Source organism: Pseudomonadota bacterium (assembly GCA_039024915.1).
GTDB lineage: Bacteria > Pseudomonadota > Alphaproteobacteria > Rhizobiales > MH13 > MH13.
The window spans coordinates 39,861-51,867 of record JBCCPK010000006.1 but is presented as its reverse complement, the minus strand read 5'-3'; the positions used below and the strand labels follow the sequence as shown (position 1 = coordinate 51,867).

Sequence of the window (12,007 nt, the reverse complement as noted above, 5' to 3'; positions counted from 1 at the left end):
CCGGACGTGTCGCACAGATTAAGCGACTGAAAACCGTCCGTCAGTGACGGAAACAAGAGAAACCTCCCGGGAGAAGATCATGAAAAGACTGATTGCTAGCACCGCTCTCGTTGCCATCGCGGCGGCTGGCGCGACGACGACGACCATAACGACGTCGCATGCGATGGACACAACCGCCTGCCTGATCACCAAGACCGACACCAACCCCTTTTTTGTGAAGATGCGTGAAGGTGCGACGGCCAAGGCTGAAGAGTTGGGCATCAACCTTCTTACATTCGCCGGCCGCGTCGATGGCGACCATGAGACACAAGTCGCCGCCATCGAAACATGCATCCTCGAAGGCGCATCGGGTATCTTGCTGACAGCGTCAGACACCTCCTCGATCGTTCCCGCCGTCCAACAGGCTCGTGATGCCGGTCTCGTCGTGATCGCTCTCGATACCCCGCTGGAGCCGATCGACTCGGCCGATGCTACGTTTGCGACCGACAATTTCCTTGCTGGCGAGCTGATCGGCCAATGGGCCGCTGCCACACTCGGTGACGACGCTGCCAACGCCAAGATCGCGATGCTAGATCTTGCCGTCAGCCAGCCAACGGTTGGCGTTCTGCGCGATCAGGGCTTCCTTCAGGGTTTCGGCATTGATCTTGGCGACCCAACGCGCTGGGGTGATGAAGATGATCCCCGCATTGTCGGCAACGAAGTTACCGCGGGTAACGAAGAAGGTGGTCGTCAGGCCATGGAAGCGCTTCTTGCTGTCGATCCAGAGATCAACGTCGTTTACACGATCAACGAGCCGGCGGCTGCGGGCGCCTATGAAGCGCTGACCGCAATTGGGCGGCAGGGTGATGTCCTCATCGTGTCTGTTGATGGCGGATGCCCAGGCGTCCAGAACGTTGCGGAAGGCGTTATCGGTGCAACGTCACAGCAGTACCCGCTGCTGATGGCGTCGCTTGGTATCGAAGCGATTGCTGCGTTCGCTGCGGACGGAATTCTGCCCCAGCCCACACCGGGGAAAGACTTTTTTGATACCGGCGTTGCCCTTGTCACCGCTAACCCGGTTGATGGCGTCGACAGCATCGACGTCGAAGAGGGTACCAACCTCTGCTGGGGCTAACGACCAGACCTTGCGTGTTGCTGGGGGCATCCGGGATGCCCCCAGCATCCAATGACCAACGAAACTTCTGGTATCGGGCACCATATGCCAGTCCATTGACCTGTGCCCATCAACCCAAACCCGCGGCAAGGCGCTCCCCATGACAACGTCCGACAACTATGAAGCGGCTACACAAGGCGCTGATCAGCGTGTCGCAGAGTTTGATACTGGCAAGAAAAGTTTTGGCAGCCGGCTTCAGCATCTGCTGCATCAGATTCCTTCTCTCGTTCCGCTGACGGTCTTGATTGCGGCGATCATCATATTCGGCCTTCTGATCGGCCAACGCTTTTTCTCGCCATTTGCGCTCACCCTTATCCTCCAGCAGGTGCAGATCGTCGGCATCGTGGGCGCTGCACAAGCACTGGTGATCCTCACCGCCGGTATCGACCTGTCGGTCGGTGCGATTATGGTGTTGTCCTCCGTGGTGATGGGGCAGTTTGCCTTCCGGTATGGCCTGCCACCGGAAACCGCAGTTGTCTGCGGCCTTGCCGTCGGAACAGGTATCGGTTTCATCAATGGCTGGCTCGTCGCGCATGTTAAGCTGCCACCCTTCATCGTCACGCTTGGCATGTGGCAGATCGTTCTGGCCACAAACTTCCTGTATTCGGCCAATGAAACCATCCGTAGCCAGACCATCGCAGCTGAAGCGCCGATCCTGCAGATATTCGGCACCAGCATAGAGATCGGCGGCGCGCGGCTGACAATTGGCGCAATCTTCATGATCGCGCTTACGCTTGTCCTTGCCTACGTCCTTAAGCACACCGCGTGGGGGCGGCACGTTTACGCCGTTGGCGACGACCCTGAAGCGGCCGAGCTATCCGGAGTCGATGTCAAAAAGACGCTTATCTCGGTCTACATGTTGGCAGGTCTTATCTGCGCTTTCGCTGGATGGGCGCTGATCGGTCGTATCGGCTCTGTGTCGCCCACCTCTGGCCAGCTGGCCAACATCGATTCCATTACGGCTGTGGTTATCGGGGGGATATCCCTATTCGGTGGACGCGGCTCAATTCTGGGCATGCTTTTTGGTGCCATAATCGTCGGCGTTTTCACCTTGGGCCTCCGGCTGCTGGGTGCTGATGCGCAGTGGACCTACCTGCTGATTGGGGTCCTCATCATCGGGGCCGTCGCCGTCGACCAGTGGATCAGAAAGGTGGCCGCCTGATGGAACCGATCCTCAAAGGGACCAATCTGGTCAAACGTTATGGCCGCGTCACAGCGCTCGATCATTGCGACTTCGAGCTGCTGCCCGGCGAGATCCTCGCTGTTATCGGCGACAACGGCGCCGGAAAGTCGACGCTGATCAAGGCGGTTTCCGGTGCGGTCATGCCGGACGAAGGTGATATCTTTCTGGAGGGCCAGAAAGTGCGGTTCCGTAGCCCCATTGAAGCACGGGAAGCGGGCATTGAAACGGTCTATCAGCAGCTGGCGATGTCCCCGGCCCTGTCGATTGCCGATAACATGTTCATGGGTCGTGAACTGCGTAAGCCCGGGCCGCTGGGCAAGTGGTTTCGGAAACTCGACCGGCCTGCCATGGAAAAGTTTGCACGGGACAAGCTGTCGGAGCTCGGTCTGATGACTATTCAGGATATCAACCAGGCGGTTGAGACGCTATCCGGCGGCCAAAGGCAGGGCGTGGCGGTGGCGCGCGCCGCCGCTTTTGGATCGAAGGTCATAATCCTCGATGAGCCAACCGCGGCTTTAGGGGTCAAGGAGAGCCGCAAGGTGCTTGAGCTTATCGTCGATGTGAAGGCACGCGGTATTCCGATCATCCTGATCAGCCACAATATGCCCCATGTCTTCGAGGTAGCCGATAGAATTCATGTGCACCGGCTCGGAAAGCGAATCTGCGTCATCAAACCGACTGACTACTCCATGTCAGAAGCCGTGCAGTTCATGACTGGAGCCAAAGAGCCGCCCGCCATGGCGGTAGCGGCGTAAACACCCGGATTCCCGTTCGTGACCATACAGGCCGAGCCGCAGACTATCGAGCGCTTCGATGTGTTGGTCGCTGCCGTTCAAGCCGCGCCAATGGGTAGCGGTAATCGCCGCATGATTGCGCTGGCAGGCCCGCCGGCGAGCGGAAAATCCACCCTTGCAGAAAGCCTGTGCGAAGCGGTGTTGAGCTCATCGCACGAGACGTGCGCTGTCGTTCCGATGGATGGCTTTCATTATGATGACGCGGTCCTCACGCAACGAGGTCATCAAGACCGGAAAGGCGCCCCCCATACCTTCGATCTGGGAGGCTTGACCTCGTTGCTCCAGAGGCTGAGGACCAATGAGGAGGTCGATGTAGCGGTTCCAGTGTTTGACCGGCACCAGGAGCTGTCGCGCGCAAGTGCACGGATCATCGACCAAGGCGTGAAAACCTTGATCGTTGAAGGAAACTATCTGCTGCTTGACGACGAAGGATGGCGAGACCTTAGACCGCTCTTCGACCTCACCATCATGATCGCCAGTGATCGGGATGAACTCGAACGACGGCTGGTGGATCGTTGGCGCACCCATGGCCGGCCAGACGACGTAGCGCGGGCGTGGATCGACGAAAACGACCTGCCGAATGTGGACTTAGTTCAGCAAGGTTCAGCTGCGACGAATATCATTTACCGGCCGTGATCGCCTAACAAGGACACCGGCGCGTAGTCCTCCCCGCACGTTTTACTCGCAGTCTATGCCGGTCTTCCGCGAGCCTTCCAGCGGATAAATTTGGAGTGGCTGGTCCCACCATGAAACGCGTAATTTGCGTACAAAAGTGCTGAAAAGAAATGCCAGGCAGGTAGTGTTCAAAAAGGCGTTCTCAGTCATCTATCGCGTAGCCAGCGCTCCGTATCAGGGACTAAACGATCAACTTTTCCGCTTGCATCTCCAGCAATTTGCAGGGTAATGATTGGTATCTTAGAATTGTTCTAAGGTTGCAGACCTAATGTGCGGCGCGCGGCAAGGATGCCATGGACTTATCGCAAGACGGCCAGACACGTACGGCTATCGACAGCCCATCTCCCGGCGAGAAGAAGTCGCGGCGCGGTCGCAAGCCGTCCGGAAAACTGTCACGAAAGAAGATTGTTGCGACGGCATTGACCATCGCACGGCGCGATGGGGGCTCGTCCGTCACGATGCGCCGGATCGCGACGGAAGCCGGCGTCGGCACCATGTCGCTCTATCGCTACATCGATGATCGCGATGATCTGCTTTCGGAGATGCTTGGGGTCGCTTTGAAGCGTGTCAAGTTGCGCCGCCTGAAAGACCCGATAGACGAGCTGCTTTCGATCTTCGATGGGTTGTATTCCCTGTTTCGATCTGAGCCTTGGGTCATCACGGTGATGGTCAACTATGCAGGCGGCAATGCGCACGTTCTGGCAATTAACGAGCGCGTGGTCGTCGCGCTGAAGAAGCTTGGCATGTCCGACGATGTCGCCTTCCACACGCTTCATACGCTTATGCACTACACGTATGGCGAAGCCATGTTGATGGAGGCGTGGGACCGGCGCATGCAAAGCCGCGATCCCAGCCCCGTCCATTGGGATCACGAGCAATACCCGACCATTAGCCGGATGGTCGAAAAGGACATGGCATCAGAACCCCCCGAGGTGGAGCCCTATATCTCCAATGTCCGACGTGTCCTGTTGTGGGCGTCGAACAGCACGCAGCCCGCAGTGTAAGCTCCCTTCAAGCTGGCTCAGCCGACACGCGCTATTGCGAACGTCACTCCCACTCAGTTCCGCCGCATTCCTGGACATCATGTACGCCATTAGCATCATGAAATCCGGGCATACTTTCGAACGGTTCTAAAAGACTGTTGTTTTTTGGGCTTTTGCTTGGCTACGCCGTAGCGCGCGGAGTGCTGTAGCTTGACTCGCTCTGTACGCGATAATAACCCCAATTTGATTTCGAACGGTATGAAAAGCCTGGCCATCGAAGCGGAAGGGTGCGCGCCCGACCTCGCTTTTGTGGACCGGTCTTTTCGAGCTCGGCTGGCCCTTACGAAGGCGCAGCGATCGTCGCGGGTTGCAAGCAGAGGTTCGGTACCGTCAGGAACCGTCTGCGCCATGCGGCGGTATGGAAACGTGCAAAAGGTGAATGCGATGCGAAGGGGCCCTTCAGCGTGCGTCTTCTTGGCCATGCTCCTGTTGAGCGTCGCAAATCTATCGGAAGCTCGCTCGAGCTGGGCAAGCGAGGCCTGCAGCGGCCGTCTATTGGAGAGCTCGAACATCGTAGGCGGTGCCGTCTGTGTTCCGGACGTTCCGGCACGCATTGCCGTCCTCGACCCATATTTCAATATGCAAATGGCCCTTTATCTGGACCTGCCAGTTGTTGCCGCGGCTCGCTCGGGTCCCCAGTGGCCAGCTGGCGTGACAGATCTCGCAACTGAGGATCAGCTAAGCTCGATTGTGTATCTCGGGCAGTTCCAGGAGCCCAGCCTTGAAGAGTTGTTGTCTGCACAGCCCGATCTGATTCTCGGCGATGCCTATATGCACGAACGCTTGCTGGAAAACCTGACGCGCATTGCGCCGACGGTTTTGGTCGATACGGCGGACTGGGAAACTTACTTCGAGGTCATCAGCGAAGCGACGAACTCCAGTCGCCAGTTTGAACAAAGCCTCGCCGCCTATAAGGAACGCCTTGCAGAGCTGCAAGATCAGTTGAATGGCGAGGTTACAGCCTCGTTTTTGCGGATCGTTCCGGGAGGCTTTCAGGTCTATCTCGACGGGCCATCTGCCTACGCCCCGATGGCGGTGCTGTCCGATGTCGGCATCGGTCGACCTGCGGCCGAAACAACCGATGGGGATACCGTTTTCATCCGGCCCACTTGGGAAGGTGTGCCTTTGTTGGATGGCGATGTCCTGCTTTACGTTTTTGGGGGCGGGCATCACGTGTCACAAGGGTCCACCCTTCGCAGCGAGACGGTCAACCATCCTCTGTGGGCGGAAATCCCTGCTGTCGCTGACGATCAAGCCCACGAAGTTTCCCCCGATCATTGGACGGCGTTTGGCGGGCTGCACTCGGCTGAAGCGATCCTTGACGATATCGAACGCATCTTCCTCGGTGAGTAGCGCTCGTGCCGAGTTGACTTGGCGATCCCCCGGCCTACTCGCGCTATACGTGCTTGTTTTTTGCGGGATTGCCGTAAGCTTTCTCGCAGGAGCCTACCCGCTAGGACCATCGGCGGTTATGGGCTTTCTGTTTGCACAGGACCTACCGGCAACTGATGCGACCGTTGCGTCGCTACGCGCAGTTCGGATCATCGGCGCGCTGTCCGTTGGCGCGGCGCTCGCGATCAGCGGCTTGTTGCTTCAGTCGCTTACCAGGAACGAGTTGGCGGAGCCGGGCCTTTTGGGGATCTCGTCGGGCGCGGGTCTTGCTGTTGTCCTCTATACGGCGCTCTTCCCCGGCGAGTTGACGCTTCTTTCGAGCACCGGGGCCGCAATTGTCGGCGCGGTCGTTTCCGGGACCATGGCCTTTGCGTTGGCTGGCGGCTTTTCGAGTGTTGGCGCAAGCAAAACCCGGCTCATCTTGTCCGGCGCTGTCCTCGCCCTTCTGTTTGCTGCACTGACCACCACCGTTTTGTCGCTTGATACCAATACGCTTGGCGATACGCGTGTCTGGCTTGCTGGGTCGCTGGCGGATCGGCCACCGAACGTGGTCGTGCCACTAGGTGTCATCATCCTGATCGTTGCCTTGCTCGCCTGGGCATACAGTGGACGCTTCACCATTTTGAGCATGGGCGATGAAACAGCGACAGGGCTTGGCATCGATCCGTTGCAAACGCGGGTGCTGTCACTGCTCTTCGCGCTTTGCTTTGCGGGCCTCGCGGTCGCCATCGCCGGCCCGATAGGCTTTGTCGGGCTAATCGCTCCGCACGTTGCACGAAGCATTGTCGGCGGTCGCTTGACGATGTGCCTGCCGGTCGCCGTATTGGTTGGCGCAGCTCTTCTTCTGTTTTCGGACGCGATTGTTCGGATCCTCGCACCGCCGGCGGAAGCACCGGTTGGCGTGGCAACGCTCCTGATTGGAGCGCCCTTCTTTCTGCTCATTCTTAGGCGCGGAGCGTGAAGATGCGAGCCAAAGCGCCAAAATCGACGTTGAGCCATCGCTTCTGGCCCGTGGTGATCATCGCGCTGTTGGCGTCGATCATGGTGTTTTTTGCCAGTCTTTCAGGGGGAAGGCCTGACTGGCAGGTTCTTGCGCATCTTCTTGGTTTTGCTCCGGCGGGCGCTGGTGACACCACCAACGAGCTTGTTCTGTTGCTGCGCGGACCACGCACCGTTGCGGCACTGGCAATTGGCGCAATGTTAGCCGCATCGGGCCTGATCCTTCAGGCGGTCGTTCGAAACCCCTTAGCGGAGCCAGGCTTGCTGGGGATCAACGCAGGGGCCGCTCTATCAACGGTCAGCATCAGCCTTGGTGCCCTACCCTTCGCCGCCGGCCTGCCTCTCACGCTCGCTGCTTGCATTGGCGGCATGCTGGTCGCGATCATCGTTTACCTGGTCAGCTGGAAGTCAGGAACAAACACCGGCCGCCTGATCCTCGCTGGTGTTGGTGTCGGCGCGTTGTGCTCCGGGTTGATCTCACTGATCACCCTGTTTGCAGAGCCGCAAGCGGTGCAACGCGCTCTTGCGTGGCTCTCCGGCAGCCTTGGTGGCGTCACGGTTGCCCAGGCCCAATTGTTGATGGTCTTCGCCCTGATGGGCTGCGCAGCACTTTTCCTCAGCCACCGCCAGTTGGATGTTCTGAACCTCGACCGCACGTCGATTGTCGGGCTTGGACTTCCTTTCGAGACAACACGGCTCGCCTTGCTGGCGGTGGCGGTTATCCTGGCGTCCGTCGCCACCGCGATCGGTGGGATCATCGCGTTTGTGGGTTTAATTGCCCCACATGCCGCACGCTTGTTGGTGGGCCATCAACATCGAGCTGCGGCGCCGGTCGCGGTTCTGGTGGGCGCCGCCTTATGCGCATTCGCCGATTTGGCGGCACGCACAGTGATCGCCCCCGCGCAGCTGCCAGCAGGTATCGTCACATCTCTGCTTGGAGCACCCTACTTCCTGTTTCTGATGATCCGCTCCACCTCTGGCAGCGCAGCGCAGCGGTCTGCCCATGTCTGATCAAGACGTCGCGCTTTTGGGCCGGTCACTCAGCCTTGGCTATGGCGGAACGACGATCTGTAGTGGGCTTGATTTGCGCATCGCCAAGGGCGATTTCGCAATCATCATTGGACCAAATGGCTGCGGAAAATCGACCCTATTGAAAGCGCTCGGCCGTGTCTTGAAGCCAAAGGCCGGCGAGGTCTTGCTTTCCGGGCAGAACATTCATCAGCTGCCAACGCAAGCGGTTGCCAAACAACTGGGTATCCTGTCCCAGCACCCGGAAGCACCGCCGGGCATGACGGTGCTCGAGTTGCTTGCCCAGGGACGCTATCCGCAACGCTCGCTATTTGCCGGTTGGACGCGAGCGGACCAAGCTGCGCTCGATGATGCCCTCCTGGCCACCGGCATAACGGATTTGGGCAATAGGCCCCTTGCCGAGCTTTCCGGCGGCCAGCGACAGCGGGCGTGGCTCGCTATGGTGCTTGCACAGCAGACGGAGATCATCCTGCTGGACGAGCCGACAACCTATCTCGACGTACATCATCAGTTTGAGATTCTTGAGCTTCTGGCCAAGCTGAACCGTGACAGTGGAACAACCATTGTCGCCGTCATGCACGACCTGCATCAAGCTATGGTGTTCGCCCGGTCCCTGATCGTTATGCAGCATGGCAGAATTGTTGCTCAGGGCGCGCCGGATGAGGTGATTGGGCCGGAAATTCTCTTTGACGTTTTCGGGATTGATGGCGAAATGCTCCACCATGTGGATGGCAGCATACGCGGTTTCGTTCCGCTGCGCCCCGCCCGTTTACCCGAAACGGCAAATGGGGACGCCAACTGATGCGCTGCCTATTTCTGTTTGTCATTTCAGCTGCCTTAATCGCCCAGGCCGTCTCAGACACCCTGGCGGACGATACGTTGGGGGAGCGGATCGATGCCATCCGCGTGGAACACGCAATGGTTGGCGTTGCTTACGCCCTTATCGAAGATGGAGCTGTCCGCGATGTGCGTGCCCTCGGCACCATCGAGCCTGATGGTCGGGCCCTCGCAACGACCGACCTGTTGCGACTTGGCTCGGTCTCAAAGAACGTCACAGCCTTGCTCGCACTGGAGCTCGCAGCCGAAGGCGCCGTCGATCTTGATCAACCAGCAGAGCCATTACTGCCCACCGGATGGGGTGAAAACCCATGGGCGGCAAGCGATCCCTTCACGATACGCATGCTGCTGGAACATACCGCAGGTTTTCCAGGTTCGTCCTATCGCGAATATGCCGACGCTTCTGAACCTTTGTCTGCAACGGACGTCTTGGCGGGTTACGGTGGTAAGGTGCGGTGGCCACCCGGACGCTTCTACTCCTATTCGAACATGGGTATCGCGGCAGCCGCAGCGGCGCTTGAGGCTGCGACCGGCGAGAGCTTCGATGCGCTGGCGTCTCGGCACATCTTTGACCCCTTGGGTCTGTCGACTGCCACCTTTGCTTGGAATGAGAGCGTTGCGTCCCGCCCGGCGACGTTTGATGATGCTGGTAACCGGGCACACTTTTGGGAGCTTTCAGTCCGGCCCGCCGGCTCGCTTGCGATGTCAATGGCAGACTTTGCCATCTATGCCGCTGCACACGCATCCGCCGAAGTACCGTCATCAACAACACCCTTGTCGAGTGATCTCATCCAAATGCGCAGGCCGCAGACCTCGCTGGCTGCGCGCGCAGGCTATGATCTGGCATACGGGCTGGGAACGTTTGGCTTTCTGCAGGCCGATCACGTCTTCTGGGGGCATTGGGGCCGGATAGACGGCGCACAGGCGACATTCGGGATCCTGGATGGATCCACGGACGGCTTCGCGCTCGCGAGCAACACGAGCAACCGCCAAGGCTTCGCGGCTATTCGCCAGGTTCTTGCGGAGCACGTTATCAAAAACGCATCGGTGGTTGGCGAAACTGGAAACCCTTCATCGGCAACTGCGAACGAGCTTGACCTTGCTGGCTGGTATCGACCCTTTACCGATGACATGGAGCTGCGCGCCTGGATCACGCACGCGCTTGGCCTTGTTCGGGTTTCGAACGCCTCGCCCAACCTCACCATCGCATCTGCGTTGCTTCCCATAGGCGAGGCGGAACTGGAGCCGCTGGGCAATGGAATCTTTCGTGCTTTGGGTGCTCCGGTTGGCACCCATGTCTTCACGCCACTGGGCGAAGACCTCTTCTTGCTCGGCGACCAACAGAACAGCTACCGGAAGATAAGCGCGCTCGCCGCCGCCGGACACGTCGCTGGGTTCTGGGTTGCGGTCTTTGCAACCTTCTTGGGCGTTGGGTTGCTCTTGTTCACATCGCTGCAAGGCCTGTTTCGAAAGCGCTTGGGACCTGGCTCATATTGGAGGCTTCTGCTTGGCGGAGCCGCCACCGGCCTGCTAGCTTTGCAGGTGCTTCATGTCCTTTGGGGGATGTTGGCACCGATCGACACCGTGGCCAGCCTTGGAGTCGTTGGTGCCGGATCAGTAACGCTGTTCGCTCTGAGTATCGGCTGGCCCGTTTTGCTGCTGCTTGGCATATGGGCGTCCGTTAAAACGTACCGTCACATGAGCGCTCTAGGTCGCGTCGCAGCCTTGACGTGCATTGCCGGGCTGAGCATCGCAGCAGGGTTTCTTGCGACCCAAAGCTGGCTGCCCCTCATGACGTGGTCCGCTTAGGCCATGTCACTTCAGATACCCTGATGGCTGATGAGAGAACGGCAGCGATGAAAACAGAAGCACCCGGTGTTGAAACCGCCCATGGGGCGGTTGGCTTATCCAGCGTCTTCGAGAAACTCCACGGTCAGGGCCTCCCCGGGCTTATCGTGGGTGTTTCGGGTCCATCAGGTTGTAAGACGGCCACTTTCGGCGTTGCGAACCTTGAGACCCGCGAAACCATGCGCAGTGGTGTGCACTTTCGCATTGGCAGCGTGTCCAAACTGATAATCGGACTGTGCCTGCGAAGGTTTTTGCGTGCGGGAGAGATAGAGCTGAACGCACCAGTGTGCCGCTACCTCAAGGATGTCCCTGACGGCGAGCACATCACAATCGCACAGCTTGCCCAACACCGAACGGGCTTCACCGACGCTCTGTACAACCCCGCCTTTCGTGCGCTCATCAATGCTGACCTCGGTCGGGTGTGGACCCGTGACGAGGCATTGCAGTTCTCTTTTGACGTTACAGAGCGCGCCTATGATCCCTCACAGGTCCGCTATTCAAACACCAATGCGATGATACTGGCCAAGGTGATCGAAGCCAACGCCGCGAAACCTTTTCAAGAAGTCGCCGCCAGCACTCTGGCGGCCCAGATTGGCGACCACTCAATCCATTACGTTCCTGGCCCTGCGCCAAGTGCCGGCTTTGCGCGGGGCTATCGCTACGGTCGTACGGATGGGAACATCGAATATGGATCGGCGTTCTATTCCACCGAGCACTTCAATCCGTCATGGAGTGCGGAAGCAGGCTGTTATGCCGCGACGATCTCCGATCTGCTTGGTTTGGCCAAATCGATTGGCTCAATGGTTGAAGAGTGCAAGGACCTCTTCACCTCGCACGAGCAACATTATGCTCTGCTCACGCACGCTTATTCTCCCTTTTGGGGCCATGACGGAGACGTGCCGGGCTACTCGGCCTGTTGTTATGTCCGGCCTGATGACGGTCTCGCCATCGCCGTCTTGGCAAATCTGTCGAACACGCTCAGCGGTCACAATCCGGCCACCCTCGTTTTTCAGCATCTAATTTGCAAAAAATAGGAAAGCGTACGCCTATCTGG

Annotated in this window: 11 protein-coding genes; all 11 read left to right on the top strand. The window is 58.7% G+C overall.

What is annotated here, in order from left to right; genetic code table 11:
• The first annotated feature begins 79 nt into the window (after window positions 1–79).
• The 11 genes from AAF739_12690 (at window position 80) to AAF739_12640 (ending at window position 11,987) form a co-directional block, all read left to right on the top strand.
• Complete coding sequence (locus AAF739_12690) at window positions 80–1,114, top strand: sugar ABC transporter substrate-binding protein (protein MEM6383526.1); 1,035 nt, start codon at window positions 80–82, stop codon at window positions 1,112–1,114.
• Window positions 1,115–1,253: 139 nt separating this feature from the next.
• On the top strand, window positions 1,254–2,315 hold the full coding sequence (locus AAF739_12685; protein MEM6383525.1) for an ABC transporter permease: 1,062 nt from the start codon (window positions 1,254–1,256) through the stop codon (window positions 2,313–2,315).
• Window positions 2,315–3,091 (top strand): ATP-binding cassette domain-containing protein, encoded by a 777-nt coding sequence (locus AAF739_12680; protein ID MEM6383524.1) that lies wholly within the window; start codon window positions 2,315–2,317, stop codon window positions 3,089–3,091. Before AAF739_12685 ends, AAF739_12680 begins: the two co-directional genes overlap by 1 nt.
• 18 nt (window positions 3,092–3,109) lie before the next feature.
• Window positions 3,110–3,766, top strand: coding sequence for a nucleoside/nucleotide kinase family protein (locus tag AAF739_12675; GenBank protein MEM6383523.1), 657 nt, complete (start codon window positions 3,110–3,112; stop codon window positions 3,764–3,766).
• 332 nt (window positions 3,767–4,098) lie between these two features.
• Window positions 4,099–4,809 carry a TetR/AcrR family transcriptional regulator gene (locus AAF739_12670; protein MEM6383522.1) on the top strand — a complete coding sequence of 237 codons (711 nt, stop codon included), beginning with the start codon at window positions 4,099–4,101 and terminating at the stop codon, window positions 4,807–4,809.
• Window positions 4,810–5,277: 468 nt separating this feature from the next.
• Window positions 5,278–6,201: an iron-siderophore ABC transporter substrate-binding protein gene (locus tag AAF739_12665; GenBank protein MEM6383521.1), complete on the top strand. Its 924-nt coding sequence runs from the start codon at window positions 5,278–5,280 to the stop codon at window positions 6,199–6,201.
• The gene (locus AAF739_12660; GenBank protein ID MEM6383520.1) at window positions 6,194–7,201 is read left to right on the top strand and encodes an iron ABC transporter permease; all 1,008 of its coding nucleotides are present in this window, start codon (window positions 6,194–6,196) and stop codon (window positions 7,199–7,201) included. Before AAF739_12665 ends, AAF739_12660 begins: the two co-directional genes overlap by 8 nt.
• 2 nt (window positions 7,202–7,203) lie before the next feature.
• Window positions 7,204–8,250: an iron ABC transporter permease gene (locus AAF739_12655; protein ID MEM6383519.1), complete on the top strand. Its 1,047-nt coding sequence runs from the start codon at window positions 7,204–7,206 to the stop codon at window positions 8,248–8,250.
• Window positions 8,243–9,070 carry an ABC transporter ATP-binding protein gene (locus tag AAF739_12650; protein MEM6383518.1) on the top strand — a complete coding sequence of 276 codons (828 nt, stop codon included), beginning with the start codon at window positions 8,243–8,245 and terminating at the stop codon, window positions 9,068–9,070. The genes AAF739_12655 and AAF739_12650 overlap by 8 nt, the downstream gene beginning before the upstream one ends.
• Window positions 9,070–10,914: a serine hydrolase domain-containing protein gene (locus tag AAF739_12645; GenBank protein MEM6383517.1), complete on the top strand. Its 1,845-nt coding sequence runs from the start codon at window positions 9,070–9,072 to the stop codon at window positions 10,912–10,914. Before AAF739_12650 ends, AAF739_12645 begins: the two co-directional genes overlap by 1 nt.
• Window positions 10,915–10,961: 47 nt before the next feature.
• A complete protein-coding gene (locus tag AAF739_12640) occupies window positions 10,962–11,987 on the top strand; it encodes a serine hydrolase domain-containing protein (GenBank protein MEM6383516.1) in 1,026 nt (341 codons plus the stop codon).
• The last annotated feature ends 20 nt before the right edge of the window (window positions 11,988–12,007 follow it).

Excerpts from the sequence above, each read along its gene's own strand:
- AAF739_12685 (MEM6383525.1), top strand. The coding sequence starts at position 1,254 with ATGACAACGTCCGACAACTATGAAGCGGCTACACAAGGCGCTGATCAG.
- AAF739_12680 (MEM6383524.1), top strand. The coding sequence starts at position 2,315 with ATGGAACCGATCCTCAAAGGGACCAATCTGGTCAAACGTTATGGCCGC.
- AAF739_12690 (MEM6383526.1), top strand. The coding sequence starts at position 80 with ATGAAAAGACTGATTGCTAGCACCGCTCTCGTTGCCATCGCGGCGGCT.
- AAF739_12640 (MEM6383516.1), top strand. The coding sequence starts at position 10,962 with ATGAAAACAGAAGCACCCGGTGTTGAAACCGCCCATGGGGCGGTTGGC.
- AAF739_12645 (MEM6383517.1), top strand. The coding sequence starts at position 9,070 with ATGCGCTGCCTATTTCTGTTTGTCATTTCAGCTGCCTTAATCGCCCAG.
- AAF739_12650 (MEM6383518.1), top strand. The coding sequence starts at position 8,243 with ATGTCTGATCAAGACGTCGCGCTTTTGGGCCGGTCACTCAGCCTTGGC.
- AAF739_12670 (MEM6383522.1), top strand. The coding sequence starts at position 4,099 with ATGGACTTATCGCAAGACGGCCAGACACGTACGGCTATCGACAGCCCA.
- AAF739_12655 (MEM6383519.1), top strand. The coding sequence starts at position 7,204 with ATGCGAGCCAAAGCGCCAAAATCGACGTTGAGCCATCGCTTCTGGCCC.